Raw genomic sequence first — 26,385 nt, 5'->3', positions numbered from 1 at the left:
TGCTGGAAAAACGGATCATTGCGCGGCTTCCGGTTTGCGGACCGATGCCGAACTGGTTGCTTCCTGGGCCAGCGGGTCATGCGCGAAGCGCATGGTGACCGTGGTGCCCCCCCCTTGCGCGGCGGTGAAGGTCATTTCACCGCCGTGTTCTTCGATGATCTTGTTAACGATCGCCAAGCCGAGCCCGGTGCCCTTCTCCCGTGTAGTCACGTAAGGTTCGATCAGTCGCTCCTTGTCTTGCGAAAGGCCGATGCCATTGTCGGTGACCCGTACGAGAATCGACTCGTGTTGCTCGACGACCTCAACTGCGATTGCACCGCGATACTTTTCGTCTGCCTCTTTGGCTTTTGCTTCAGTGGCTTCGATCGCATTCTTGAGAACATTTGTCATTGCCTGACCGAATTGATGCCGGTCGCAGTCGATGACCCGAATGTCGCGCTCTGAGGCGAAACGGAAGTCGATGTCCGGGCGCGCTACTTCCTGGAGGAACAGGGCCTGGCGCGTAAGCGCGACAGGATCCTCGGTCCGGAATACCGGCTTTGGGAGGCGAGCGAACGATGAAAACTCGTCGACCATCTTGCGAAGGTCCCCGACCTGCCGGATGATCGTTCTGGTCAGGTCCTCGAACAGCTCGGGATTGTCGGTAATCTGCTTGCGATAGCGACGACTGAGGCGCTCTGTCGCCAGCTGTATCGGGGTGAGCGGGTTCTTGATCTCGTGGGCGATGCGCCGTGCCACGTCCGACCATGCGGCAGTGCGCTGGTCGAGAAGTTGGCGGGTAATATCTTCGAAGGTGATGACGTGACCGGTGGCATCGCGGCTCGTCTTGACGGTAAGGGTCAGGAGGTCGCCGCCGCGATTGTACTGGACGATGCCGCCCGTCATGCCCTGCTCCACCAGGGCGGCAATCGAGGGTGCTAGTTCCGCTATGGGCATGCCTTCGGGCACATCTTCCGGTCGATTGGTCAATAGCTTCTGGGCCGTCGAATTCAGCAGCAGTATCCGTCCCTCACCGTCGAGCGAGATGATACCAGAGGTGACCGACTCCAGTACGGCCTCGATGAAGACGCTGCGCTCGTGCAACTGCCGGTTCGCGCCGAGCAAGGCCTGCGTCTGCTTGTCGATCTGCGCAGTCATGCGATTGAAGGCGCGGTTGAGCAGGCCGATCTCGTCGGCACCGGTCCGTCCTTCGATCCGCAGGGCATAGTTACCCGCCCCCACTCGACGAGCGGCATCCACGAGCTGGTACAACGGCTCGACCTGCCTATCAGCGAAACGCAGGGCAAACCAAACGGACAAGCCGACGAGCGCCAGCGACGCCACGAACAGCGCGACGTTGAAACGCAACTGCAGCACCCGCGCGCGATTGGTGAGGACTTCGTATGCCTGGACGATGTTCTCGGCCCGCTCGCCCTGGCTCAATGAAAGGAGGTCAGAACTGCGCACGACGAGAAGATAGACCCCCGATGATCGCTCGATCGGGGCAGCGGCTACGATGCGGTTGTCTTTCGCGCTGACGACATAAGGCTCGCCCTTGTCGAGCCTTTCGAGACCGTCCTTGCTGATACGGTTGTTCTCCGCAACACCGTCCGGATCGACGATGATCGGCGTACGTTGCTCTCCGCTAGCGTCGATCTGGATGATCGCGGCGCCGCTCAGGTTCCGGCGAATGACGTGAAAAGAGAGAAATGCCTGGAACTCGCGGCTTGCGACGGGACTGCGGCTCAGTTCTTCGCGCGAGTCGGTTGCCATCGCCACCGACTCGTAGCCCACGTCACGCAGCGTCTGTTCATAGTAACCCCGCGCCAGCTTGTTGGCATTTTCCAGCAGGCCCCGCGAACTGTCGGAAAACCAGAACTCGACGCCTGACTGGAACAGCCAGGATGCGAAGACCACTACCAGCAAGGTCGGGATTGCAGCGATCAGGGAGAAGATGAACACGAGGCGCACGTGCATCTGTCCGGTGCCACCGGTCGCGTGCTCGGCCGCCCGGCGCAGCGCCATGCGTCGCCCGAGCAGCACGAGGATCGCCATCGCGGGCACCAACGTCCCAACCAGCAGGCTCGCGGTCAGGTTCGAGGGCAGGAGTTCGCGACGGTCTCCACTACCGTTGAGCGCGAACCATGTGGTCGCCGTCATTGCCAGGAAAGCGACGACCGACAGCACTTCCATGACCGCAAAGAAATTCGCCCGGCGCGCAGCAACCTGCATTCGCCGCCACCATCGGGGCCAGGCACGCTTCTGGACGGAAACTTCACTCATCGTTGCGCTGTTACAACAGGAGTGTAACCCGGCTGCAAGAGCAAATCCACGAAGGCCCTTCTAGGGACGACGAGCGAATTCCTCGGGATCGAGCGCAAGTTCGGCGAGACGCTTGCGCAAGGTGTTGCGATTAATCCCCAGCGCTTGCGCCGCACGCAATTGGTTTCCAGCCGTCTCGCGGAGCACCTCGGCAAAAAGCGGTCGCTCGAAAGCAGCCATGGCGCTGTCGTAGATCGTACCGCTGGCCGGGCGACTGGCGATCAGCCATTGAGCCACGGCGCTGGCGATGTCGAAAACCCCGGACGCGCCATCATCCTCGACCGGCGTGGAAGCTTCCTGCGCAAGCAGCGGCAAGACCGCGTCGGCATCGATCACGTCCTCGCGCGCCAGCAGGGCGAGGCGGTAGATGAAGTTCTTCAACTCGCGCACATTGCCGCGCCAGGGCTGGCGGCTCAGCACATCTGCGGCTTCCTTCGTCAACTGGCGACGCGGGAGGCCTTCGTTGGCGGCGTGCTGCAGGAAATGGCGGGCCAGCACGTCGATGTCGTCGCGGCGGTCGCGCAGCGGCGGCATGTGGATCGGCACCACGTTGAGCCGGTAATACAAGTCCTCGCGGAAGCGCCCGGCGGCGATTTCGGGCTCGAGGTCCTTGTTTGTCGCGGCGACGATGCGGGTGTCAAGGCGGATTTCCTCGCGGCCGCCGACCCGCCGCACGGTGCCCGACTGAAGGGCGCGCAGCAGGCGGGTCTGCGCCTGCATCGGCATGTCGCCGATTTCGTCGAGGAAGAGGGTGCCGCCCGCTGCCTGCTCGAACTTGCCGACATGGCGGGCGACGGCGCCGGTGAAGGCGCCCTTCTCATGCCCGAACAGTTCGCTCTCGATCAGTTCGGCGGGGATCGCGGCGGTGTTGACGGCGATGAACGGGCCTTCGCGGCGATTGCCGAGTTGATGGATCGCTTCGGCCACAAGTTCCTTGCCGGTGCCGGATTCGCCCAGGATCAGCACCGTCAGGTCGTTACGCAGGACGCGGGTGATCATGCGGAACACCGACTGCATCGCGGCGCTGCGGCCGACCAGAGGCAGACCGTCCGCGACCGGCTCCTCGCCGTCCGCGGCAAGGCCCTGCGCCGTGCCGGCTGCCTGGCGCACGGTACGCGCCAGTTCGTCGATGTCGAACGGCTTGGGGAAATACTCGAAGGCGCCGGTATCGGTGGCGCGCACGGCGGTATCGAGCGTGTTCTGGGCCGAGAGAATCACAATCGGCATGTGCGGATGCAGCGCGCGGACCCGCTCGATCGTCTCGATCCCGTCACCGTCCGGAAGCATCACGTCGGTGACGAGCGCCGCGAACCCGCGATCCGCCAGCATCCGGTCACGCTCGGCGATGGTGACGCAGTGCGAAACGCCGAACCCTTCCGCTTCGAGCGCGGCGGTGATGACGATGGCGATGGACATGTCGTCCTCGACCAGCAGCACGTTCTGCGTCATGCCGTCTTTCTCCGGGGGCGATTGCGCGTCTCGCGGGCGAGCGGCAAGTGAATGCGGAAGTGCGTCAGCCCATTCTCGTCGTCGCGGTCGTGGGTGATGCGACCGTTCATGTCGCGCACCAGCTTGCGGACCAGCGGCAGGCCGAGGCCCTGCCCCGACTTCTTGGTGGTGACGAACGGTTCGAAGATATGATCGCGCATGGCCGGATCGATGCCGGGGCCGTTGTCGCTGACGCGAACCTCGATCGGCAGGCGCAGCGGGGCACCGTCATCGCCGGTGTGAAGCTGCAAGCCGCTGGCGAAGCGGGTGCGGATGATCACGCGCGGCTCGGCGACGTGCTTGCAGGCATCGGCGGCGTTGGAGAGCAGGTTCATCATCACCTGCACCAGCCCGTCGGGACTGCCGAGCACCGATGGCAGCGAGGGATCGAACTCCTCGACCAGACGGAACGCCGGCTTCTCCGCCTTGGCCGCGTTGAGCACGTCGATGGCGCGGCGGGCTGCCTCGTGGAGATTGCACGGTTCCACCGGCGGCGTCGTGCGGCCGCTCAGCTTCTGCATCCGCTCGATAAGCCCCGCGACGCGGTCGACCTCGCCGGTAATGAGGTCCGTCAGCGCCTTGTCGCGTTCGTCGACCTTGCGCGCGAGAAGCTGCGCTGCGCCGCGAATGCCGGCGAGCGGGTTCTTGATCTCGTGCGCCATGATCTCGGGGCCGCGCAGGACCGCGTTGTCAGGGCCACCGGAGTCGTCGCCAAGCGCTTCGGACGCGGAATTGTCGTGAAGCGACACGACCTGCCAGCCGGGACTGTCAGCCACCGGACCGACGTTGATGTCGATCCGCCGCGCGCCCTTGCCCTTGATCTGCACCACGATTTCGCGTGCGGAGACCGGCGCCTCGGAATCCGATAGCCGATCCAGCAGGCGGCGGTCGGAGATCGACATGATGTCGCGCAGCCGCGTCCCGACGAGGCGCCGGGCGGACTGGCCGAAGAACTGCTCCGCCGCCGGGTTGAGCCAGGCGATCGTCCGTCCGTTCTCCAGCAGCAGCACGGCATGCGGCAGGCTCGCCAGCAGCCGCCGGGCGTCAGGCAAATCGGTCCGGGTGTCCAGGCTCATGCGGCGCGGAGCTGACTGTCGTCGGTGCCGCGGTAGGGAGCATAGAATTCATCGATTTCACGAAGGACTTCAGCAGGATCGGCGATGAAGTTCAGTTTATTCCTGAACTCGGCCGAGCCGCGCACGCCCTTGATGTACCAGCCAAGGTGCTTGCGAGCCATCCGGACGCCGGTGTCCGCGCCGTAGTGGTCGAGCATGTCCTCGTAATGGCGACGGATGATGTCGTACTGCCCGGCAATGTCGGGATCGGCCGAGACCGCCTCGCCGCGCCACCACTGCATGACTTGCGAGAGAAACCACGGACGCCCGTAGGACCCGCGACCGATCATCAGGCCGTCCGCGCCGGACTGCTCCAGCGCCTGCGCGGCATCGTGCACGGTGCAGATGTCGCCGTTGACGATGACCGGGATCGACACCGCGTCCTTGACCTTGCGGACGAAGGCCCAATCGGCCTCGCCCTTGTACATCTGGTTGCGGGTGCGGCCGTGGACGGTGATCATCTTCGCGCCCAGATCCTCGGCGATCCGCGCGAGTTCGGGGGCGTTGAGGCTGTCGTGACACCAGCCCATGCGCATCTTGACGGTGACCGGGACCTTCACCGCCTTGACGGTCGCCTCGATCAGCCTGGTCGCCAGCGGCACCTGCCGCATCAGCGCCGAGCCCGCGTCGCCGTTGACGACCTTGCGCACCGGGCAGCCCATGTTGATGTCGATGATCGCGGCGCCGCGATCCTCGACCAGCTTGGCGGCCTCGCCCATCTGTTCAGGGTCGCAGCCGACCAGCTGCATTGAGACCGGGTCCTCGACCTTGTCCCACATCGCCTTCTGCAGCGACACGCGCGTCTCGCGGATCGCGGCGGGGCTGGCGATCATCTCGGTGACGTTGAGGCCCGACCCGAAGGCGCGCACCATCCGGCGGAATGGCAGGTCCGAAACACCCGTCATCGGCGCGAGCACGACCGGGCAGTCGATCGTCACCGGACCGACCTGGATTGGCTTGAGTGCCGGAGGATTGGGCAATTGAGTCATGATGCGTGCAGTGCTGCCTAAAAAACAGGCAGCGCATAGTGGATTGCCCTCAATGCGGCAAGCGATTACCGGCATCGGCAATGTCGCAAATCGTCTCAGAGCCGCAGAATTCGCCCCGTGATCGCACTGGCATTCGTACTGCCGCGCTAGTCGTGGCCGCAGGCAAGGGCCTGCGCGCCGGTCAGCCGGTGCCGAAACAGTTCGCGCGCTGGCGCGGCAAGCCGGTCGTGCGACACTCGGTCGAGGCGCTGGCGGCAGCCGGATGCGCGCCGATTCTGGTGGTCATTCCCGATGGCGCGCAAGCCGTCGCCCGTGAAGTACTGGCCGGAATTGCGGGCGTGCAGTTCACCACCGGCGGCGCAACGCGGCAGGAATCGGTGCGCCTCGGGCTGGAAGTTTTGGCTGGCGCCGAACCGGACCGCGTTCTGATCCACGACGCTGCCCGCCCGCTGCTTCCCGCCGAAGTGATCGAACGCCTGCTGATCGCTCTCGACGCATACAAAGGCGCGATTCCGGTCCTGCCCGTGGCCGACAGCCTGACGCATGCGGCGGGCGATCTCATGGGCGCCCCTGCCCGGCGCGAGGACTTGCGTCGGGTCCAGACGCCCCAGGCCTTCCACTTCGCCGAAGTGCTCGCCGCACACCGGGACTGGGACGGCCCCACCAATGCCGGAGACGATGCGCAAGTCGCGCAGGCATGGGGCATGGAAGTGGCACTCGTCGAAGGGGACGAAACCTTGCACAAACTCACCTACGCCGCCGATTTCGGCGCTTCGAAGCCGCTGGTGCGCGTCGGCAGTGGTTACGACGTCCATCGCCTTGAGGAAGGCGAGGAACTGTGGCTCTGCGGCGTACGGATCGAGCACACGCATGGGCTCTCCGGCCATAGCGACGCCGATGTGGCGATCCACGCGCTCGTCGATGCGATGCTCGGCGCGATCGGCGCCGGGGACATCGGCCAGCATTTCCCCCCCAGCGACGCACAGTGGAAAGGCGCCGCTTCGGACCGCTTCCTCGCCCACGCGGGCAAACTGGTGGCCGATGAGGGCTACGCCCTCGCCAACGCCGACGTGACGATCATCTGCGAAGCGCCTAAGATCGGCCCGCATCGCGAGGCCATGCGCGAACGGCTTGCGGACATACTCGGCGTTGACATCGCCGCGATCAGCGTGAAGGCAACGACGACCGAGAAGCTCGGCTTCACCGGGCGGCGCGAGGGGATCGCGGCGCAGGCGGTGGTCAGCGTCGGTCTGGTATAACTGTTGGGGCGCAAAGGAACTTCCTGCATGCGTGGACTGTCTTCAATCCTTGGCCCGCGAACCCTTGCCCTGGCGCTTGCCATGACGCCCTGCGCCGCGATGGCGGCCGAGCCGATGTGCATCAGCAAGGCCGAGGCGACCTCGCTGATCGCCTATTCCTTGCCGCAGGCGATCAACGGCACCGCGAAGCGCTGCGCGCCCTCCCTGCCCGCCGATGCGTTCCTGCGCACCAAGGGACCGGGCCTTGCCGCCCGCTACGCCGCGCAGAAGGACCGCTACTGGCCCAAGGCCAAGCCCGCGTTGTTGAAGGCCCTCAATACGCAGGGCGGCGGCGGGTCCTCGAACATGATGACCGGCCTTCCCGACGACACGCTGCGCCAGATGGCCGACGTTTTCGTGGAGGGCTTCGTCTCGCAGCGGATCGCGCCCAAGTCCTGCAAGCAGCTGGACCTCGCGATCGACCTGCTCTCGCCCCTCCCGCCCGAGAACACCGCCGGACTGATCGCGCTGAGCATGGATGTGGCCGGCAGCGCCGACCCGAAGCTCGGCAAAGTGACGCTTTGCAAGGACTGACGATGGCCGCGAATCCCTTCTTCCCGGAAGACCTCTATGCGCTCGCCCAAAGGGTGATCGAGGAGAACAAGGCACTCGGCCGCATGGTTTCGGTGGCCGAAAGCTGCACAGGCGGCCTCGTCTGCGCGGCGCTGACCGAGATCCCGGGCTCCTCGGCGGTGCTTGATCGCGGCTTCGTCACCTATTCGAACGAAGCCAAGATGGAGATGCTGGGGGTCCACTCCGACATCATCGATTCGTTCGGCGCGGTCTCTCCCGCGACGGCCCGGGCCATGGCTCAGGGCGCGATCGGCAAGAGCCGGGCCGACGTCGCGGTCGCGATCAGCGGAATCGCCGGGCCGGATGGCGGCAGCGAGATGAAGCCGGTCGGCACCGTGGTCTTCGCCTGCGCCCGGCGCGGCGAGGAGGAGGTCAACGCCGAGCAGAAGCTGCTGGACGGTACGACCCGGGCGGAAATCCGCCACCAGGCAGCGATCGTGGCTCTGGAACTGCTGCTGCCGTAAGTCACCCGTCGTCCCGGACTTGATCCGGGACCGCTGGCGGTCTTCAGGCTGGAACTCGCGTCAGGGCGCTTCAGCGAGAGCGGGGTCGTTCACGGCCAGCGGTCCCGGATCAAGTCCGGGACGACGACGGTTCACCCCGCCTGCGCGACACCGTAGAGTTCCGCCGCACGGGTTTCGAAGGCGGCGACCATCTTGCGGAATGCCTTGTCGAAATACTGCCCCGCCAGTTTCTCGAACAGCGGGTTGCGGAAGGTGAACTTCACGTCGAACTCAAGGTCGCACGAAGTCTCGTCGACCGGATGGAAGGTCCAGACGTTGTCGAGATCGCGCATCGGACCATCGACGTAGTGGACCTTGATGACGCGCGGGCGCTCCTTCTCGACGCGCGAGGTGAACTTTTCGCGCAGAGCCTTGAAGCCGACCAGCATGTCCGCGATCATCTCGCGGCCGTCGTCGGACTTCACCCGCGTCGCGACGACCCAGGGCAGGAATTCCTGATAGCGGCCGACGTCGGCGACGAGGTCGTACATCTGCTCCGCGCTGTAAGGCAGGCGCTTGGTCTCATGAATGCCGGGCATGAGTTCAGGCCCCGGAGGTCGCCGTCACGGGCTGCATCTTGGCCAGCTTGGCGTCGCGCGCGGCCTTCATCTGGGCGAAGTCATCGCCGGCATGATAGCTCGAACGCGTCAGCGGCGAGGACGCCACCTGCAGGAAGCCTTTGGCCCGCGCGATCGCACCGTAGGCGTTGAACGCCTGCGGGGTGACGAATTCCTTCACCTCGGCATGCTTGGGCGTCGGGCGCAGGTACTGACCCATGGTCAGGAAGTCGATGTCGGCGCAGCGCATGTCGTCCATCACCTGATGGACTTCCAGACGCTCTTCGCCGAGGCCGAGCATGATGCCGGACTTGGTGAAGATCGACGGATCGTGGCGCTTCACTTCCTCCAGCAGCCGCAGCGAGGCGTAGTAGCGCGCGCCGGGGCGGATGGTCGGGTAGAGGCGGGGCACCGTCTCGAGGTTATGGTTGTAGACGTCCGGGCGCGCCTGGACGATCGACTCGACCGCGCGCTGCATCTTGTTGCGGAAGTCGGGCGTCAGGATTTCGATCGTAGTTGCGGGCGAGGCCGCGCGCACCGCCTGGATCACCTTGACAAACTGGCTGGCGCCGCCGTCCGGAAGATCGTCGCGGTCTACCGAGGTGACGACGATGTGCTCGAGGCCCGTCTTCAGCACCATCTCGGCGACGTTGTCCGGCTCCGCCGCATCGACGCGGCCGGGCATGCCGGTCTTGACGTTGCAGAACGCGCAAGCGCGGGTGCAGGTGTCGCCCAGAATCATCACGGTCGCGTGCTTCTTCGTCCAGCACTCGCCGATGTTCGGGCAGGCGGCTTCCTCGCACACAGTGTTGAGCTTGAGATCGCGCATCAGCTGGCGCGTCTCGCCGTAGCCCTTGCTGGTCGGCGCCTTGACGCGAATCCAGTCGGGCTTGCGCTGACGGGCGGGGGCTTCTTCCGGAACCGGTACGGAGGAGAGATCGTTCATGCCGTCCAGATAGTCATATGCACGCAACCTTGCCAGCCCGAATATCCGGCGTATGGCGAACCATCAGTTCGAAAAACAGCAACGGAGCCCACCCCCATGACTAATCAGAGCCCCGAATCCAACGACCGCGTGCTGAACCATCTGATCGAGGGTTATCGCCGTTTCCGCGGCACCGGCTGGAGCGCCAACCGCGCGCGCTGGGACGAACTGGGCCAGGGGCAGTCGCCCGAGGTCATGGTCATCGCCTGCTCCGACAGCCGCGTCGATCCCAGCCAGATCTTCGACGTCGATCCCGGCACGATCTTCGTGGTGCGCAACGTCGCCGCGCTGGTGCCGCCGTTCGAGACGACGCCCGGCCACCACGGCGTCTCGGCCGCGCTGGAATTCGCGGTGCAGGTGCTCAAGGTCAAGGAAGTGGTCGTGATGGGCCACGGCCTGTGCGGCGGCTGTAAGGCGGCGTTGACGCAGGACCTCAAGGACGCGGAGATCGGACACGGTGGTTTCGTGGCCGACTGGATCTCGATGCTGGACGAAGCCCGCGTGCCTGTCGCGCACGAGCATGGCACCACGGGCCGCACCGCCGAGCGCGCGATGGAGCAGGCGGCGGTCAAGGTCAGTCTCGAGAACCTGATGACTTTCCCCTGCGTCAAAAGCAAGGTCGCCCGGGGCGATCTCAAGCTGCGTGGCGCATTCTTCGCAATTTCCGATGGCGTCCTGCATCTTTTGGACGAAACTAGCGGCGAGTTTGCGCCGGTGACGTGACTGCAGCGGACGGTCAGGAACGGCTCCTGCACCGACCTACCCCTCATCGAGACGCTGACCTTCGGCACCTTTCGGCCGATGCATGCCAAGCCGAAGGTCAGCGCAGTTAAAACACGCCTTGGGTAACAGAGACGAGATAACACCCTAACAACCATGATCTAATAATCGAAGGGGGGGCGTTCTCGCATCGCCAACAGAAAATCCATATGGCGGGAGCGAGCGCAATGAGGCTAAAGCAGCCATTGCTTGCGGCCTCACTTCCGGCCGAACAGCTTTTCTATATCGCCGTGCAATAATTTCACCCAAGTAGGGCGGCCATGATTACATTGGCCGGAGCGCGGCGTGCGCTCCATTTCGCGCAACAACGCATTCATTTCCGCGACCGACAATGAGCGCCCAGCCCGCACCGAACCGTGGCAGGCCATTGTCGCCAGAACGAGATCGAGCTTCTCCCCCAGCAGCAGAGCATCACCATTGCACGCCAGGTCGTCCGCTACGTCCTGCACCAAAGCACCGACGTCGCTTTTAGACAGCACTGATGGCACCGCACGCACCAGCATCGCCGCCGGTCCGAAGCGTTCGAGGACGAGGCCATGCCGGGCAAGGTCTGCGAGCTTGTCTTCCAGCGCATCGCAGGCGCCTTCCTCGATTTCGACGACTTCGGGCAGCAGCAGCGCCTGCGATCGGTTCATCGCCTCTTCGGCGCCCGCTGCCTTGAGCTTTTCCAGCACGAGTCGCTCATGCGCGGCATGCTGGTCGACGATAACGAGACCATCTTGCGCTTCGGCGACGATGTAGGTCCCCGCCACCTGCCCGCGTGCGACGCCAAGCGGATAGCGCAGCGCTTCCTCGCTCGCGTCTTCGGCCGCTTCGGCGCGCGCGGCGGGCTGGGCCATGACCTCGGCCTCGTAGGAGCGCCACGCCGTGCCCGTCTCCGAAACGCGCGAGGGTTGGTAGTCACTGCGCGGCGCAGAATATTCGCGCGCGAACAGCGAGCCGATCGAGGGTGCGGGCGCAACCGGCTCGACCTGCCACATGTTCATCGCGGCGGCCTGAGGCGGCTGCGCGCTCTTCTGCCCTGCCCCCTCCAGCGCATGCCGCAGCGCGCCGACCAGGAAACCACGTACGAAGGCCGGATCGCGAAAGCGCACCTCGGTCTTGGCGGGATGGACGTTTACGTCCACTTCCTCAGGTGGAATCTCAAGAAACAGGGCCAGCACCGCATGGCGATCGCGCGCCAGCATATCGGAGTAGGCACCGCGCACCGCGCCGACGAGCAGCTTGTCGCGCACCGGACGCCCATTGACGAACAAGTACTGGTGATCCGCCACGCCGCGGTTGTAGGTCGGCAGGCCCGCCACCCCGGTAAGCCGCGCCGTTCCGCGCTCGGCCTCGATGACCACGCCGTCTTCGGCAAGCTCACGCGCGACGAGGCGGGCGACGCGGGCCGCCAGTTCCTCGCGCGGTTGTACAGAGATGGTGCGGCGCCCGTCATGCTCCAGCACGAAGCCGACATCGGGCCGCGCCATGGCTAGACGGCGCACGACATCGAGGCAGACCGCGTATTCCGAGCGCGGCGAGCGCAGGAACTTGCGCCGCGCAGGCACTTTGCCGAAGAGATCCTCGACCCGGATGCGCGTTCCCGGCGGCAGCGCAGCGGGCGCATCCACGGTGACCATGCCGTGATCGACCACGCGCTTCCAACCCTCGTCAGCATCGTGCGGACGGCTCTCGATAGTCAGCCGCGCGACCGACCCGATCGAGGGAAGCGCTTCCCCCCGAAAGCCGAGCGTCGCCACCAGTTCGATCGCCTCGTCGGGCAGCTTGGAGGTCGCGTGGCGCTCCAGAGCCAGCGCGATCTCGTCAGGGCGCATGCCGCAGCCGTCGTCGGTCACCTCGATCATGTCGAGGCCGCCCGAGGCGATCCTCACGGTGATCTGCGTGGAGCCCGCATCGATGGCGTTCTCGACCAGTTCCTTGAGCGCGGACGCCGGCCGTTCGACCACTTCGCCGGCGGCGATGCGGTTGACGAGGTGTTCGGGCAAGCGGCGGATCGTGGGCATCAGGGTCTCGACAAAGATTGGGGGCTTCTCGACAAAATGCGAACGTTGAAGGCGTCATGGACGCATCGTGCGGCAGCAGGTCAAACTAGCGACGAAACGGCGCTAATTCGAGACGGGCGATGAGCGTTTCCCCCCGGAATCGGGAACAAAATTTTGGCCTTTCGCGAATCGATGGGCTAAGGGGAGCCCTCCTACCCGCAACCCCCGGTCGTCGATGTCGAGAGTGATTCGGCAAACGATTGGTAAGAAACGGATTTTAGATGGCCGGCCCCTTCTCGCGATTCTTCAAACTCGGCTCCCAGAACATGGCGATCGACCTCGGCACAGCTAATACGCTGGTCTACGTACAAGATCGCGGAATCGTGCTGAACGAACCTTCCGTCGTTGCCATCGAAACCCTGAACGGCGTGAAGAAGGTCAAGGCCGTCGGTGACGATGCCAAGATGATGATGGGCAAGACCCCTGACAACATCGAGGCCATCCGCCCGCTGCGCGACGGCGTCATCGCCGACATCGAAATCGCGGAAGAGATGATCAAGCACTTCATCCGCAAGGTGCACGGCAAGAAGAACCTGTTCCGCTACCCCGAGATCGTGATCTGCGTTCCCTCGGGATCGACCTCGGTGGAGCGCCGCGCCATTCGCGACGCCGCCAGCAACGCGGGTGCCAGCCAAGTCTACCTGATCCTCGAGCCGATGGCCGCGGCGATCGGCGCCGACATGCCCGTCACCGAACCGGTCGGCTCGATGGTCGTCGACATCGGCGGCGGCACCACCGAAGTCGCGGTGCTCTCGCTGCGCGGCCTCGCCTACACCACTTCGGTGCGCGTGGGCGGTGACAAGATGGACGAGTCGATCGTCTCCTATGTCCGCCGTCACCACAACCTGCTGATCGGCGACGCCACGGCAGAGCGCATCAAGAAGGACTATGGTATCGCCATCATGCCGGCCGACGGCATCGGCGAGACGATCCACATCAAGGGCCGCGATCTCGTCAACGGCGTGCCGAAAGAAATCACCATCAGCCAGGCGAACATCGCCGAGGCTCTGGCCGAACCGATCGGACAGATCATCGAAGGCGTGCGCATCGCGCTCGAGAACACGGCGCCGGAACTCGCCGCCGACATCGTCGACCAGGGCATCGTCCTGACCGGCGGCGGCGCCCTGATCCAGGGTCTCGACGATTATCTGCGCGAAGAAACCGGCCTGCCCGTCAGCGTCGCGGAAGATCCGCTGTCCTGCGTCGCGCTCGGCACCGGCCGCGCGATGGAAGACCCGATCTATCGCGGCGTCCTGATGTCCGCCTGATCGAATAGGGAGCAACGCGCCGTGCGAGGTGCGGGCTCCTTGAAAAGCGCGGCGGATATCCTGCACCGGACCGCCGCGCGGGAATGACAGGAGTGCATGGCGCATGGCACCGCCAGCCAATCGGCGCTCCGGCTTTTCGCGCAGGGCGCAATATTCGACGTTCTTCCAGTACACCGCCGGCGTGCTCGGCGCGGTGGTGGGATTGGGTCTGCTCGTCGTCTCCATGGTCAATCCGAATGCGTTTTCGGCGCTGCGCGGTGCCGCTTCGGACCTGACGGAGTCGCCTGCGCAGGCGACCGCCGGCGGGCGGCGCGCTGGCAAGGACTTCATGGCGGAGATCGGTGGCTTCTTCCTCTCGGGACGCGAGCATGCCCGGCTGGAACGCGAACTGGCCGAAGCCAAGGTGCGCATCGCGCGGGCGCAGGCCACCGAAACCGAGAACCGCCGCCTCAAGCAGTTGCTCGACTTGCGCGAGGACGATGGGCGACCGGTCGCCTATGCGCGGCTGGTCAGTTCCACCGGCGCCAGCACCCGCCGCTTCGCGACGCTGGGCGCGGGGACCGACAAGGGCGTGGTAAAGGGCATGCCCGTCCGTTCGCCGATGGGCCTCGTCGGGCGCGTCCTCGAAGTCGGCATGTCGAGCGCGCGCGTGCTGCTCATCACCGATACCGAAAGCATCGTCCCGGTGCGCCGCGCGCGCGACGGCGTGCCCGCCTTTGCGCAAGGACACGGCGACGGCACGATCCGCATCCGACTCGTCAACCTCGGCCTCAATCCGCTGCGCAAGGGTGACGTGATGGTCACCTCCGGCTCGGGGGGACTCTATCGCCCCGGCACACCGCTGGCGGTCATAACCGAACTGCTGCGCGACGGTGCGATGGCGCGGGTCCTGAGCAACCCGTCCGACACCGATTACGTCGTCGTCGAGCGCGCCTGGGCACCGCCGCCCCCGCCGCCTCCCGCCGAACCCGCGCCCGGGAGCGAGTGATCGTGCCGCTGCTGTCCGGCAACGACACGGTCGTAAAGCAGAGGATCAACCGCAAGCCCTCGCGTACGATCGCGGGCGGGGTTCCGTGGCTGACGGTAATGCTGGGATCGCTGGCGCCGGGCTGGGTGCTGATCGCGTCGGCGCCCGTCCTGCCCCCGCTGGGCTTCCTGATGTTCATCGCCTGGCGGCAGTTGCGCCCCGGCCTGATGCCGATGTGGGCCGGACTCCCGCTCGGCCTGTTCGACGACCTGTTCTCGGGATCGCCGTTCGGCACCGCCGTGCTGCTGTGGTCCTTGTCGACGATCGTTCTGGACCATGTCGAGACACGTCTGCCCTGGCGCAACTTCCTGACCGAGTGGCTGGTGGCGATCGGCCTCATCGTGGCGTATATCGTGCTCTGCCTCGGCGTGTCGAACATCGCCGGTGCTTGCGCCCCCCTCAATGTGATCGTGCCCCAGATCGTGATTTCCGTGATTATCTACCCGCTCGTCGGCCGCTTCGTGGCCTTGATGGATCGCCTTCGCCTGACCCCCTTCGTGGTCATGCGATGAAGTCCAGCTCATGAAGTTCAATTTCAGGCGTCTGATCCGCGCCCCGCACGTCACCAACGGCACCCTGCGCAACAGCTTCGACCGGCGCACCATCGTCGTCGGCGGCATCCAGGGCGGCATCGGCTGCCTGCTCGCCGCGCGCATGACGTACCTCTCGGTCTTCGAGAACGAGAAGTACAAGCTCAAGGCGGAGAGCAACCGCGTCAACCTGTCGCTGATCCCGCCGCGTCGCGGCTGGATTCTCGACCGCCACGGCCAGCCCCTCGCCTCCAACCGCGCCGACTTCCGGGTCGACGTGATCCCCGAGCGGATGAGCGATCCCGAGCGCACCATCGCCGAACTCGGCAAGCTGCTGTCGCTCACGCCGATCGCGATGCAGGACCTGCAGGACAAGCTGGACCGCTCGCACGGGTTCGCGCCTGTCGAGGTCGCATCCCGCCTGGATTGGGAGCGTTTCGCCTCGGTCAGCGTGCGCCTGCCGGACCTTCCCGGCGTGGTCACCCAGCGCGGCTACTCGCGCTTCTACCCTACTGGCCCCTCTGTGGGCCACCTCATCGGCTACGTCGGCGCCGCCTCGGCCGAGGAGTACGAGAAGGACCACGACCCCGTCCTGCTCACGCCCGGCTACAAGCTGGGCAAGGACGCGCTCGAGAAATTTTACGAGAAGGATCTGCGCGGCACTCCCGGCGCGCGGCGCGTCGAGGTGACCGCCTCGGGCCGCATCGTGCGCGACCTCGACACGCGCGAGGATGTTCCGGGCAAGACCATCAAGACGACCATCGACGCCGCGATCCAGGACTACGCGGCCCGGCGCATCGGCCCCGAGTCGGCCGCCGTCGTCGTGATGGACTGCCAGACCGGCGACGTGCTCGCGATGGCGTCGATGCCCAGCTTCGACCCCAACAGCTTTTCCGACGGCATCGGCCGCCTCGAATGGAAGATGCTGTCGGACGACGACCACGTGCCTCTGCGCAACAAGGTGCTGCGCGGGCTCTATCCGCCGGGCTCCACGGTCAAGCCGATGGTGGCGCTGTCGTTCATGGAGGCCGGGCTCGATCCAAACGAAAGCGTCTTCTGCGGCGGCGGCCTGCGGGTGGGCAACCGCGTGTTCCACTGCTGGCAGCGGCGCGGCCACGGCCAGGTCAACATGGCCAAGGGCATCTACCAGAGCTGCGACGTCTACTTCTACCACTTCGCCCAGCGCATCGGCATGGATCCGATCGCGGCCATGGCGAAGCGGCTCGGCCTTGGTCAGGAGTTCCCGCTGCCGGTCGCGGGCCAGTCCTACGGTACGGTCCCGAGCCCTGCCTGGAAGCTCAAGAAGTACGACAAGCAATGGCAGACCTTCGACACGGTCAATGCCACGATCGGACAGGGCTACTTCCTCGTGAATCCGCTGCAGCAGGCAATCCAGGCCTCGCGCATCGCCAGCGGGCGGATCATCATGCCCAGGCTGATCCACGGCCACGAGCATGAGAAGCAGGCATCCCTCGGCGTGCCCGAGGAGCATCTCGCCTATATCCGGCAGGCCATGTCCGACGTCGCCAACGGCCCCGGATCGGCCCCTCACGCACGCCTGCCGTTCCCCGACATCAAGCTGGCGGGAAAGACCGGTACGGCGCAGGTCGTCGGCCTCAACGTCGGCAACGGCAAAGGCGGCTTGTGGAAGCACCGCGACCACGGGCACTTCATCTGCTTCGCCCCTGCCGATAACCCGCGCTATGCCTGCTCCGTGGTCGTCGAGCACGGCGGCGGTTCCGGCGCGGCCTATCCGATCGCGCGCGACGTGCTGACCTACATCTTCGACAAGGAGAAGGGCATGGAAGTCCTCACCGAACTCGAGACGAAGTGGGGCGGCACCGCCAAGGAGCGCCTCGACGCCCGCTTCCGCGCCTATTCCGCGCAGTACGGGGTCGGCGCTCCCAAGGTTTCGCCGGAAGAGGAGCGCCGCAAGCTGCAGGGCGCCGACCAGCCCGACGACCCACGCCAGCCCATCAGCGAGGCGCAGTCGCCCGCGCCCGAGCCTGCCGACGAGGCCGATCGACCGGCACCGGCGCCCTCGCCTACCGCTACGCCCGCGACTTCGCCCGGGGCCGGAGGATCGCCGCAATGAGCCGCTCCATCGTTCCCGAGGCGATCTCGCGCCAGCCCTGGCAGATGATCATCCCGCTCTGCGGGCTCGTCGGACTCGGCGCGGCGGTGCTCTACTCGGCAGCCGGCGGCAGCCTGCAGCCTTATGCGCTCAGCCATGTGGTACGCTTCTGCGTGTTCCTGGTCATGGCCATGGTCATCGCCCGGATGAGCCGCAACCTGTTCCGGATGGCTGCCTATCCCATCTACGGCGCGATCCTGATCCTGCTGGTCCTCGTCGAACTGATCGGCGCGGTCGGCGGCGGCAGCCAGCGCTGGCTCAACCTCGGCTTCATGTCGTTGCAACCGTCGGAGCTGATGAAACCCGCGATCGTCCTCGTGCTCGCGCGCTTCTACGAGACGCTGCCGCACGCCATGACCGCCAGCTGGCGCGGGCTCGTCCCGGCGGGCGTGCTGATCGGCGTTCCGGCGCTGTTCGTGCTGATCCAGCCCGACCTGGGCACCGCCACCGCCGTATGCTTCGGCGGCGTGGTGACGATGTTCCTCGCGGGGCTTCCCTTGTGGTGGTTCCTGGGCGCGGGCGGTGCCATGATGGTCATCGCCCCGATCGCATTCTTCACGCTGCTCCACGATTACCAGCGTAACCGCGTGCTGGTGTTCATGGATCCGGAGGGCGACCCGCTCGGCACCGGCTATCACATCACGCAGTCCAAGATCGCGATCGGCTCGGGCGGCATCTTCGGCAAGGGCTTCGGCAACGGCACGCAGAGCCACCTGCAGTACCTGCCCGAACCCCACACCGACTTCGTCTTCGCGACCATGTCGGAAGAGTGGGGTCTGATGGGCGGGCTGTTCGTCCTCTTCGTGTTCACCGTCGTGATCGGCTGGGGCATGGGCGTCGCCCGTCGCGCGCCCGACCGCTTCTCCAGCCTGCTGGCGGCGGGCATGACCGCGACGATGTTCTTCTACGTGATGATCAACCTGATGATGGTCATGGGCCTTGCGCCGGTGGTCGGAATTCCCCTGCCCTTCATGAGCCACGGCGGCACCTCCATGCTCACCAACATGATCTGCCTGGGCACGATCATGGCGGTAAACCGTTGGAATCAGGGCAGAGGCTCACTCGGCTGAAACTTTTTCAAGTTTTCGCTTCCAATGTAAAAATCTGCCGTTATAGGGACCTCTCCGCCGCCGACCGGCGGGGCCGCAAGGCCCTTCGAGGACAGGTAGCGTGGACGCATAGCTCAGTTGGTAGAGCAGCTGACTCTTAATCAGCGGGTCCTTGGTTCGAGCCCAAGTGCGTCCACCATCCTGTTTCCGCGAAGACCATGTGGGGACGCATAGCTCAGTTGGTAGAGCAGCTGACTCTTAATCAGCGGGTCCTTGGTTCGAGCCCAAGTGCGTCCACCATATACCAATCCTGCGGACACCCGTGGGGACGCATAGCTCAGTTGGTAGAGCAGCTGACTCTTAATCAGCGGGTCCTTGGTTCGAGCCCAAGTGCGTCCACCACCCTCCACTCCAAACTGATGCAACCATCGTTTTCTCACGAGGAACGCAGCTAACGCACCCCATAACCAAGAGGCCATGGATGCGCCAAGGCTAGCTACGCTTGGCAGCAAGACCCGCGGGCAACTGACTGCTCCTGCCGGATCCGCACACTATCCCGTGCGGATCGGGATCCCGTAAGCTCGCCCCAATTCTTCGATCAATTTGCCGGCAAGCGCACTGCGAAACTCGACACCGACCTTGTTGCCTTTCAGCCAACGCACGTGTGCTGCGATGGGTTTGAAGTTCGCAATTCGCAGCTGGATCGGTTCATCGCGGACAAAAATTTCGGCGCTGCCGACGATGCTGCAGCCCCCCTGCGAGATGTCACTCAGTTCGACCGGGAAGACATGCCAGCTCGACTTGCGGCAGCGCGCCTGCATAAGCACCGCGCGGCGCCCTGCCAGTCGATCGTTCACTTCAGGGAGCATGGTGACCTCTTCTGCTTGCCCAGGCGTCCCTAGCAATCAGAAGTAAACCCGACGTTTCAGTGCTCTGGCGAGACACCGTCTTCTTCGAGGGGCGGCGAACCTGTGGCGGCAATCTGCGCATCGATCTGCCTAGCGCGATCCACGATCGTCTTGTTCGCCGCCTTATACCGCTCCTCGAACGTCGGCTCGCGCTTGCAGCCTCCCAGAATGGCCGCAAGCACAAGCGCAGTAATCAGGCCGACGCGCATCAGTAGTCCTTCTTGATGCGCACGTTCAGGCTGTTCACGCCAGAGCCGCCAGCCTGGCTCAACACCGACAGCCACTTCGTGACACTGACTTCCAACTGCGTTGCCGTAAAGCCACGCGCGTCGGTGATAAGTTCGACGTAGATGTCGTCAGTCAGATACTGGCCAGCAGCAACGGCCGTGCCGCGCCCGGACTGTTCATCCGGCCCAAGAATGCGCAGGCGATCGATACCCGCCGCCGAGCGCAGCTTGCCAAGGGGATTCAAACCTCCGCCGGTGCCGCGCAAGGAATTGAGCGAGGATGCCAGTTGCACCGCCTGCAAGGCCGAAAGGTTGGCTATCGAGCTGCCGAACAGGATGCGGGAAAGCACTTCGTCGTCCGGCAGACTGGGATCGGAGGAGAAGTCAATCTGTGGGTTCATTGCGCGGCCGGTGACGTTCACGTTAACGGTGACGTCCTCGATGTCGTCGGTCGCTGTGATCTGGACGGTCGGATCGATAGTCGAGCCGCCGTTGAACGAGATCAGCCCATCGCTCAACTGGAACGAGCGCCCTGCGAAGCCCAGCGTACCACGCACCAGCTTGACGTCGCCGGAGAGCGATGGCGCCGCGCTGGTACCGGTGACGTTGAAATCCGCACTCCATTCAGATTCCAACCCCATTCCGGACACGTAGAGCTTTTCAGGCGCGCGCAAGTGCAAGTCGAGACGGATCAGTGCGAAGGCGCTGGCAGCCGCAGGCGCAGACTCGTCGCCGGTGATGCGCTGCGGCCCGACCGGCGGCTTGAAGCGCACGCCCGTAAGGCGCGGAATCTGCGCGGCCCCCTCACGCACGATCTGGTAACGGGTTTCCGGCAACTTGATCTCACCCGCCAGTAGCGCAGGCTCGCCCGCCGCTTTGGTCAGCCTCAGATTTCCCGTTGCGGTCGCCGAAAGGGCGTCGCTACGCGCCAGCCGCGCGCGGTCGAGCTTTACGGTGAGATCCATCGGATAACCGGCGTCGGCGGCGAGGCTTACACGGCCGATGGCGCTGACGTTACCGTCACCGGCCTTTGCCGTCAGCGAGGTCAGCTCCAGCGAATCCCCGGTGAACCTGCCTGCCAGCGCCATGCGGCTGAGGCGCGTGCCGTAGGCGATGTTTTCATAGACCATGTCGCGCCCCTGCACGACGCCATTGATGCATGGACTGGACACACGGCAGGTAAAGTCCGCCGCCAGCCCGACAGAGCCGGTGAGCGTCTGCCCGGACAGCCCCGCGAACGAGAACAGGGTCTCGGCCGGACCGTTGTAGCGAATACCACCGCCCAGCGGGGCATCCATCAGGCGCGTCATCCAGGGACCATCACCCGACGGCAGCGGCTTCAGGCTCGCCGCCATTCGGCCGATCACGGTACCTCGACGACGGAACACTGCGCGACCTTCACCTCCGTCCGGCAGCAACTTGCCGACGAAGCTGATATCGACACCCTGGCTTACGGTCGATGAACTGGTACGGGTGAAGTTGTCGAGCGTCAGGCGCGCATCCGCACGGGGGAACGCGGTTGCGCTCGCCTGTTCGAAGTCGAGGCTGCCGCTGACCTTGCCGCCAATACCGTAACCAGGGGCGAAGGCGTTGAGGATGGCGAGATCGACGCCCTCCATCCGGCTCTGCACCTTCATGCCTTCGCCGTACGAGCCGGCCAGCTTGAGGCTGCCGCCTCCGAACGCGATGTTGGTAGGCAACAGCTCGTAAGTGCCATCCTTGGGAACGATGCGGGCGGGCGTGGTCGTCTTGACGTCCAAGCCGCGGACCCTGCCCTGCAGCGCCACCCGCCACATTTCTGGCTGCATGTCGGCGTTGAGGCCGAGACGGAACGGCACACCGCTGACGCCTTCGATGAGGCCCTTCGCCTTGCCTCGCCCATCGCGATAATCGACAAGCACGCGCGCCGCCGCTAGGTCGAGCGCGCCGATGCTGGTGCCGGCGATCTGCGCGTCGGCGACGACGTAGGGCTGGTCGTAGAGCACCGCACGACCGTCTACGATGGCAGAGCCGACGGATAGCTTGGCTGGCCCGTCGAAGATCGCGTTCTTGGCGCGCAGGTTGAAGTCGGCCGCTTGGTACTTGCCGTCGGCATCCAGCCGCACGAGCCCGCCTATACCGTTACCATTGGCCGTCAATTGCCCCGCGAAGGGACCGGCAGGCGTTTGGACGATACGACCCGCGAAATCGACGCCGGAAAGATTGGCACTGTTGATCTGCACCGAAGTCTGCTTGCCGAGCCCGAGCGTCACGTCGGCTCGCAACGGGCCGTAATCGGTATCTCCCTTGGCGTCGAGGCGATAGCCACCCGGTGCACCTTTGATCCGTGCATCCAGATTTGCGAGACCAATGCCCAGCCCCGGTCGCTCCGCCGTCAAATGTGCATCGGGATTGCGGATGGTCCCGGTCACCCGAACACCGAGAGCACCGTACTGGCGCGACGAACCATTCGCAGCGAGCGCGATGCGTCCATCGGGTGACCAACTGCCCTGCCCTCCGGTAACCCGCAGAAGAGGCGCATTCATGCGTACACTGGAAAAGCGCACGATGCCGTCGGAACCGTACTTCAGGTTGGAAGAAGCCGAGAAATTACCGCCGAGATAGGTCTGCAGGCTTTCGTTCAGCAGCTTCGTAGACCGTGCCCGCACTGTGCCCTGCAAGGCGAAACCCTGTCCCTCGGTCTTGAGGTCCATGTTGGTGCGGATATTGAAGATACCGACACTATCGACACGATAGTTGTCGATCTTGCCATCGATTGCACCGGTATAGAGACCCTTGCTCACGTCGGCGACGAGTATCAGCCCCGCATCGATGCGATTCGAACGCAGGCGCATGTTGTCGGACAGGATGCGCGTGCCCTCGATTGCAAGGTCACCATTGAGCGTGACGTTGTCGAGCTTGCCTCCCGCGACGGTATCGAGGCCGGTAATGCGACCGACCCTCGCCGCCACCGGGATCATGATATGCCCTGCATCGACTTTGGCCGCACCGCGCGCGGTCAGGCTCTCCAGCCCCATGTCATTCATCACCAGTCGCCTTGCAGCGAGCTGGTAATTGACCGAGGGCGTAGTGAACGCGCCATCAAGGGCTAGCTCGGCGGTCAGACCCGCCCCGCTCAGGTTCTCGGCCAGAGCGGCAGGCTTAAGGAGGACGAATGCGAGCTTGAGGCTCTCGAACCGGTTTTCTCCGAGATCAACGAGACCGTTCGGAGTCAGGGTGAAGGCATCGCTGGAAATCATGCCCGACAGTCTGGCGCGGCGCTTCTCGAACGCTGCGGTCAGATCGACGCTGGTGACCGGCCCGAGAAGGCTGGCGGTCGGCCCTGCGAACATCTGGGCGAAGCGCGTCGGCCCCTTGATAACGAACGTGCCGTTCCGCGCCGTCAGCGCCAATCTTGCCAGTTCGCCGCTGCCTAGGTTCGCATCGAGCTTGCCGTTCCATGCCGCCCAGTCGCCCTTGCCCGCAAGCTTGAGAGTGACCGGCTGCGTAAAGCCGGCAAGACCCGCGATGAGGCCGCCCTTCGGTGCGTCGAAATCGACGTCGAGACCAAGACGATTGCGCTCAGGCACAGCGTCGAGCACGGCGTTGAACCGGTCCCCGCCACCCTTGCCATCAATGGCGATGGTGCCGCCCTTCGCACTGACCTGCGCACGGCCGTCGGCGATGTGCGCGCGCCCCGCGACGGTCATGATGCGCCTCTGGCCGGAGACAGGGGGCTCGGCGATGAAGCGGTCGATACGCAGCTCGCCCAAGTCGATGTCGAGATCGGGCAGCAAAGGCGCGTCGCTGGGCGGCGTGGCGCGGAAATGCGGCGTGCGGCGCAGTATCACCCGTTGCGCCGTAGCACTGCGCACGTCCACGTGGTTATCAAGGTAGGCGAAAGGGCGCCAGTCGATGCGGATTTCCGGAGAGTATAGAAACTCGCCACGCGGGTCGCGCACGGAGAGCCCGCGCAGAATCATCTTGCCGTAGAGCGACCCGTCGATCCTTGCGACGGAGATCTTCATGCCGTTCTCGAACTCGAGCGCGGCGATCTGGTCCGCGACGAAGCGACGTCCCGGCCCCGTATTGATCCCGAGAACCACCGCGAGAAGGAAGGCGACGACGCCCAGCACCACGAAGGCAACAGTCTTGAGTGCCCTCACACGGACGCGGTGCCAGCGGGATGGCTGTTGCACCACGACTTCGGTGGTTTCGGTTTCCGGCTGCGGCGGCATGCCTTCGTTGTTCTCCTCGGGGCCGGCCATCAGAATGCCTGCCCAATCGATACGTAAAGGTTGAAGCGCGACTCGCCCGGGCGCCGGTTGATCGGCGTAGCCACGTCTAGCCGCATCGGTCCGAAGTTGGTGTAGAAGCGGCCGCCAATGCCGACGCCGTAGCGCAAGTCATTGAACTGCGGCATTGTCTCGCGATATGCCTGCCCCGCATCGACGAAGGCGACGACTCCGTAGTTGCCGAAACGATAGCGCGCCTCGACCGAAGCTTCGTTGAGGCTGCGACCGCCGACCGGATTGCCGTCAGGCGCCTGTTCGCCAAGAGCCTGATAGGCGAAACCGCGAACCGAGCCGCCGCCACCTGCATAGAGTCTGCGCGATGGCGCAATATCGAACAGCCCCGCGCCTTGGATCGTGCCGAGGCGCATCCTTCCGGCAAGGACGAAGCTGTCGCTGAAGGGGTAGTAGGTTGAGGCGTCCAGCCGGGCGCGGACGTACGGGTCGAACCCTCCGCGCACCGTCGCCTCGGGCTGCACGAGCGTAGTGAGGCGGTAACCCTTGGTCGGGTTGAGCAGATCATCCGAGGTGTCGAACCCGACTTGTCCGTTGAGCCCGGCCACGTAGTAGGTGCGCCGTTTGCGTCCACCGCTTGCCGCGTCATAATCGGTTTCCGCAGTACCGAGCATCTCGACGCCGAAGGCATAAGTATAGCGCTTCTGCCAGATCGGTGTAGAATCGCGGGCGATGCGCGCCGCGATGCGGCCGGTGTAGGCGCTGTAGGCGTCGTAATCGTTGTGGAAGGCCTCGGCGACGAGTTCGAACGTCCGATCACGCTTGCCCGCGTTGGAGCGCCGGAAGGTCACGCCTGCACCCTGCTGGCGCGTACCGGCGATGGCATGGGCGATCAGGGCACCCTCGGGCGGGAACATGTTGCGGTGGGTCCAGGTCGCCTGGGCGGTGATGCCCTCACCCGCCGCATAGCCGAGCGATCCGGCGATGGTGCGCGGAGGCCCTGCATCCTGCTTGACGTGCAGCGTAACGTATTCGGTGCCATCGCCGACCTGTTCGCCGGTCTTTTGCGGCTCAACCGCTACAGTCGAGAAAAGGCTCGTGGCGACGAGCGCCTTGCGCAGATCGTCGACCTTGCGGCTGTCGTAAAGCTCGCCGCGCTTGAACCGTGCGAGCACTTGAATGTGATCGGCATCAAAGGCCATGTCGCCATCAGTCGTGAAACCGCCAAAGCGGCCGCGCGGCCCGACCGTGACCGGGAGCGTATAGACGCCGTCGCCCGCGTCCTGATCCAGCAGGATGTCGCGCTGGCCCACTTCAGCGAAGGGGTAGCCATTCTCGGGCAGCGCTACCGCGACACGCGCCTCGGCACCTTGCACGCGCTCCGCAACGATAGGCTCGCCGACCTTGAGAGGAAAGTTGTCCGCGATCAGACCGGAAGGAACTGTCGGGTCGGCCTTCACCTGAATATCGGAGAACACGTAACGCTTGCCGGGATTAACCTGGATGACTGCGATCAGACCTGGATCGGCTTGATCGGACGACGGGTCCATGCGTGTACGCACTTGCGGGCTGTACCAGCCCTCGGAAGCGAGCACCGTCTGCATCAACTGGCTGTCTTCGGTCAGCCGTGCCGCGACCATCGCAGAATTGGCCGCCTTGCCATCGCCCTTCTTGAGAGCCGACGCGGAATTGAACTGGCTTTCAAGGTCGGCACCCGTTTCCTTGTCGGCGAGATCGAGCCCCTTGATGTCGATGCGATACCCGACTTCGACATCCTTATCACCTTCCTCTCCTTCGGCGATCTGTACCGGGGTAACCTCGAACTGGTCGATGGGCGGCAAGGGGGCAGTCAGTTCAGCATCGCGCACAGGAGCATCGCCGATCTCTTCGACAGCCTGGCCATCCGCAAGCGCCGGATCTCCAGCGGGAGGGGAGGTACCTTCTGCCGGCTTCGCTCCGCTCTGCTGCTCCGCCATGCGACGCTCGAACGCGTCGATCGATTCGAGCGGCTTGTCGAGTTCGAGGTCATCTGAGGCGTCGAGCGCAGGTATGGAGGAATTGAACTCGCCGTCAGGGATGATCGGATCGACTTGCGGCAAAGTAGAGTCGGCAGGTGGCGCCGGCACCTTTACCTGACCCGCCTCGAGGTCGACTGCCTTGCCTTCAGGCTGCGAGGAGGGCTGGTTCGCCGGTGCCGCCTCTTCCGAAGGTTGCGCTTGCGCCGATGCACTGCCCGAAGGCACGGCGATGCCAAGTGCAAGGACCAAGGCAACCGCACCGCCGGCACATCCATGGCGCAGGGACAGGGAACGATCCGGCCGATGATCGATTAGCCTGAACATGGACACCGCGACGAATCACCCCTTTGCCGAACCGGTACAT

20 protein-coding genes and 3 tRNA genes are annotated in these 26,385 nt (G+C 64.9%); 12 read left to right on the top strand and 11 right to left on the bottom strand.

Annotated elements, in window-relative coordinates; all coding sequences use genetic code 11:
• Nucleotides 1-15: 15 nt before the first annotated feature.
• From PKE80_RS15700 to dusB, 4 genes are all read right to left on the bottom strand, one after another.
• A complete protein-coding gene (locus tag PKE80_RS15700; protein ID WP_271183523.1) occupies nt 16-2,211 on the bottom strand; it encodes a sensor histidine kinase in 2,196 nt (731 codons plus the stop codon).
• A gap of 111 nt (nt 2,212-2,322) precedes the next feature.
• A complete protein-coding gene (locus PKE80_RS15695; protein ID WP_271183303.1) occupies nt 2,323-3,750 on the bottom strand; it encodes a sigma-54-dependent transcriptional regulator in 1,428 nt (475 codons plus the stop codon).
• The gene (locus tag PKE80_RS15690) at nt 3,747-4,865 is read right to left on the bottom strand and encodes a two-component system sensor histidine kinase NtrB (protein WP_271183302.1); all 1,119 of its coding nucleotides are present in this window, start codon (nt 4,863-4,865) and stop codon (nt 3,747-3,749) included. The genes PKE80_RS15695 and PKE80_RS15690 overlap by 4 nt, the downstream gene beginning before the upstream one ends.
• Nucleotides 4,862-5,893, bottom strand: a complete 1,032-nt coding sequence (gene dusB / locus PKE80_RS15685; protein ID WP_271183301.1) for a tRNA dihydrouridine synthase DusB — start codon at nt 5,891-5,893, stop codon at nt 4,862-4,864. The genes PKE80_RS15690 and dusB overlap by 4 nt, the downstream gene beginning before the upstream one ends.
• 80 nt (nt 5,894-5,973) lie before the next feature.
• Here dusB and PKE80_RS15680 point away from each other — a divergent pair, with 80 nt between their 5' ends.
• Genes PKE80_RS15680 through PKE80_RS15670 form a run of 3 tightly spaced genes read left to right on the top strand, consistent with a single transcriptional unit; the run spans nt 5,974 to nt 8,228 of the window.
• The gene (locus PKE80_RS15680; protein WP_271183300.1) at nt 5,974-7,152 is read left to right on the top strand and encodes a bifunctional 2-C-methyl-D-erythritol 4-phosphate cytidylyltransferase/2-C-methyl-D-erythritol 2,4-cyclodiphosphate synthase; all 1,179 of its coding nucleotides are present in this window, start codon (nt 5,974-5,976) and stop codon (nt 7,150-7,152) included.
• Between the two features lie 27 nt (nt 7,153-7,179).
• Nucleotides 7,180-7,725 (top strand): hypothetical protein, encoded by a 546-nt coding sequence (locus PKE80_RS15675; protein ID WP_271183299.1) that lies wholly within the window; start codon nt 7,180-7,182, stop codon nt 7,723-7,725.
• Between the two features lie 2 nt (nt 7,726-7,727).
• Nucleotides 7,728-8,228, top strand: coding sequence for a CinA family protein (locus PKE80_RS15670; protein ID WP_271183298.1), 501 nt, complete (start codon nt 7,728-7,730; stop codon nt 8,226-8,228).
• 131 nt (nt 8,229-8,359) lie between these two features.
• Here the strand turns inward: PKE80_RS15670 and PKE80_RS15665 are convergent, their stop codons facing one another.
• Both PKE80_RS15665 and lipA read right to left on the bottom strand, forming a co-directional pair.
• A complete protein-coding gene (locus PKE80_RS15665) occupies nt 8,360-8,806 on the bottom strand; it encodes a type II toxin-antitoxin system RatA family toxin (RefSeq protein ID WP_008828555.1) in 447 nt (148 codons plus the stop codon).
• A gap of 4 nt (nt 8,807-8,810) precedes the next feature.
• Nucleotides 8,811-9,770, bottom strand: a complete 960-nt coding sequence (gene lipA, locus PKE80_RS15660; protein ID WP_271183297.1) for a lipoyl synthase — start codon at nt 9,768-9,770, stop codon at nt 8,811-8,813.
• A gap of 96 nt (nt 9,771-9,866) precedes the next feature.
• Between lipA and PKE80_RS15655 the strand changes: the two genes are divergently transcribed.
• On the top strand, nt 9,867-10,532 hold the full coding sequence (locus tag PKE80_RS15655) for a carbonic anhydrase (RefSeq protein WP_271183296.1): 666 nt from the start codon (nt 9,867-9,869) through the stop codon (nt 10,530-10,532).
• A 254-nt stretch (nt 10,533-10,786) separates the two neighbouring features.
• Here PKE80_RS15655 and mutL read toward each other — a convergent pair whose 3' ends face one another.
• Nucleotides 10,787-12,595: a DNA mismatch repair endonuclease MutL gene (gene mutL, locus PKE80_RS15650; protein WP_271183295.1), complete on the bottom strand. Its 1,809-nt coding sequence runs from the start codon at nt 12,593-12,595 to the stop codon at nt 10,787-10,789.
• 260 nt (nt 12,596-12,855) lie between these two features.
• Between mutL and PKE80_RS15645 the strand changes: the two genes are divergently transcribed.
• The 8 genes from PKE80_RS15645 to PKE80_RS15610 all read left to right on the top strand — a co-directional run bounded on the left by PKE80_RS15645 (nt 12,856) and on the right by PKE80_RS15610 (nt 19,044).
• Nucleotides 12,856-13,902: a rod shape-determining protein gene (locus PKE80_RS15645; protein WP_008831879.1), complete on the top strand. Its 1,047-nt coding sequence runs from the start codon at nt 12,856-12,858 to the stop codon at nt 13,900-13,902.
• A gap of 103 nt (nt 13,903-14,005) precedes the next feature.
• A complete protein-coding gene (locus PKE80_RS15640; RefSeq protein WP_008831880.1) occupies nt 14,006-14,890 on the top strand; it encodes a rod shape-determining protein MreC in 885 nt (294 codons plus the stop codon).
• Between the two features lie 2 nt (nt 14,891-14,892).
• Nucleotides 14,893-15,441, top strand: a complete 549-nt coding sequence (locus PKE80_RS15635; protein WP_271183294.1) for a rod shape-determining protein MreD — start codon at nt 14,893-14,895, stop codon at nt 15,439-15,441.
• Nucleotides 15,442-15,451: 10 nt separating this feature from the next.
• Nucleotides 15,452-17,554: a penicillin-binding protein 2 gene (mrdA, locus tag PKE80_RS15630; protein WP_271183293.1), complete on the top strand. Its 2,103-nt coding sequence runs from the start codon at nt 15,452-15,454 to the stop codon at nt 17,552-17,554.
• A complete protein-coding gene (rodA, locus tag PKE80_RS15625) occupies nt 17,551-18,663 on the top strand; it encodes a rod shape-determining protein RodA (protein WP_008831883.1) in 1,113 nt (370 codons plus the stop codon). The genes mrdA and rodA overlap by 4 nt, the downstream gene beginning before the upstream one ends.
• A 102-nt stretch (nt 18,664-18,765) precedes the next feature.
• Nucleotides 18,766-18,841, top strand: a tRNA-Lys gene (locus tag PKE80_RS15620).
• Nucleotides 18,842-18,866: 25 nt separating this feature from the next.
• A tRNA-Lys gene (locus PKE80_RS15615) sits at nt 18,867-18,942 on the top strand.
• Between the two features lie 26 nt (nt 18,943-18,968).
• Nucleotides 18,969-19,044 (top strand) — tRNA-Lys (locus tag PKE80_RS15610).
• Nucleotides 19,045-19,193: 149 nt separating this feature from the next.
• Here the strand turns inward: PKE80_RS15610 and PKE80_RS15605 are convergent.
• The 4 genes from PKE80_RS15605 to PKE80_RS15590 are packed head-to-tail and all read right to left on the bottom strand — an operon-like array spanning nt 19,194 to nt 26,345.
• Nucleotides 19,194-19,511, bottom strand: coding sequence for a PilZ domain-containing protein (locus tag PKE80_RS15605; RefSeq protein ID WP_271183292.1), 318 nt, complete (start codon nt 19,509-19,511; stop codon nt 19,194-19,196).
• Between the two features lie 56 nt (nt 19,512-19,567).
• Nucleotides 19,568-19,759 (bottom strand): hypothetical protein, encoded by a 192-nt coding sequence (locus tag PKE80_RS15600; protein WP_271183291.1) that lies wholly within the window; start codon nt 19,757-19,759, stop codon nt 19,568-19,570.
• Nucleotides 19,759-24,024, bottom strand: a complete 4,266-nt coding sequence (locus PKE80_RS15595; protein WP_271183290.1) for a translocation/assembly module TamB domain-containing protein — start codon at nt 24,022-24,024, stop codon at nt 19,759-19,761. Before PKE80_RS15595 ends, PKE80_RS15600 begins: the two co-directional genes overlap by 1 nt.
• On the bottom strand, nt 24,024-26,345 hold the full coding sequence (locus tag PKE80_RS15590; RefSeq protein WP_271183289.1) for a BamA/TamA family outer membrane protein: 2,322 nt from the start codon (nt 26,343-26,345) through the stop codon (nt 24,024-24,026). Before PKE80_RS15590 ends, PKE80_RS15595 begins: the two co-directional genes overlap by 1 nt.
• Nucleotides 26,346-26,385: the final 40 nt, after the last annotated feature.

The sequence above is a fragment of the Novosphingobium resinovorum genome (assembly GCF_027922145.1).
Taxonomy (GTDB): Bacteria; Pseudomonadota; Alphaproteobacteria; order Sphingomonadales; family Sphingomonadaceae; genus Novosphingobium; species Novosphingobium resinovorum.
The sequence above is the reverse complement of the archived record's forward strand: the minus strand, read 5'-3'. Positions and strand labels throughout refer to the sequence as shown.

Coding starts and splice junctions, on each gene's coding strand:
- PKE80_RS15700 (WP_271183523.1), bottom strand. CDS start 2,211: ATGCAGGTTGCTGCGCGCCGGGCGAATTTCTTTGCGGTCATGGAAGTG.
- PKE80_RS15605 (WP_271183292.1), bottom strand. CDS start 19,511: ATGCTCCCTGAAGTGAACGATCGACTGGCAGGGCGCCGCGCGGTGCTT.
- PKE80_RS15665 (WP_008828555.1), bottom strand. CDS start 8,806: ATGCCCGGCATTCATGAGACCAAGCGCCTGCCTTACAGCGCGGAGCAG.
- PKE80_RS15680 (WP_271183300.1), top strand. CDS start 5,974: ATGTCGCAAATCGTCTCAGAGCCGCAGAATTCGCCCCGTGATCGCACT.
- dusB (WP_271183301.1), bottom strand. CDS start 5,893: ATGACTCAATTGCCCAATCCTCCGGCACTCAAGCCAATCCAGGTCGGT.
- PKE80_RS15590 (WP_271183289.1), bottom strand. CDS start 26,345: ATGTTCAGGCTAATCGATCATCGGCCGGATCGTTCCCTGTCCCTGCGC.
- PKE80_RS15690 (WP_271183302.1), bottom strand. CDS start 4,865: ATGAGCCTGGACACCCGGACCGATTTGCCTGACGCCCGGCGGCTGCTG.
- mutL (WP_271183295.1), bottom strand. CDS start 12,595: ATGCCCACGATCCGCCGCTTGCCCGAACACCTCGTCAACCGCATCGCC.
- PKE80_RS15595 (WP_271183290.1), bottom strand. CDS start 24,024: ATGGCCGGCCCCGAGGAGAACAACGAAGGCATGCCGCCGCAGCCGGAA.
- lipA (WP_271183297.1), bottom strand. CDS start 9,770: ATGAACGATCTCTCCTCCGTACCGGTTCCGGAAGAAGCCCCCGCCCGT.
- PKE80_RS15670 (WP_271183298.1), top strand. CDS start 7,728: ATGGCCGCGAATCCCTTCTTCCCGGAAGACCTCTATGCGCTCGCCCAA.
- PKE80_RS15675 (WP_271183299.1), top strand. CDS start 7,180: ATGCGTGGACTGTCTTCAATCCTTGGCCCGCGAACCCTTGCCCTGGCG.
- PKE80_RS15640 (WP_008831880.1), top strand. CDS start 14,006: ATGGCACCGCCAGCCAATCGGCGCTCCGGCTTTTCGCGCAGGGCGCAA.
- mrdA (WP_271183293.1), top strand. CDS start 15,452: ATGAAGTTCAATTTCAGGCGTCTGATCCGCGCCCCGCACGTCACCAAC.
- PKE80_RS15600 (WP_271183291.1), bottom strand. CDS start 19,759: ATGCGCGTCGGCCTGATTACTGCGCTTGTGCTTGCGGCCATTCTGGGA.
- rodA (WP_008831883.1), top strand. CDS start 17,551: ATGAGCCGCTCCATCGTTCCCGAGGCGATCTCGCGCCAGCCCTGGCAG.
- PKE80_RS15695 (WP_271183303.1), bottom strand. CDS start 3,750: ATGACGCAGAACGTGCTGCTGGTCGAGGACGACATGTCCATCGCCATC.
- PKE80_RS15645 (WP_008831879.1), top strand. CDS start 12,856: ATGGCCGGCCCCTTCTCGCGATTCTTCAAACTCGGCTCCCAGAACATG.
- PKE80_RS15655 (WP_271183296.1), top strand. CDS start 9,867: ATGACTAATCAGAGCCCCGAATCCAACGACCGCGTGCTGAACCATCTG.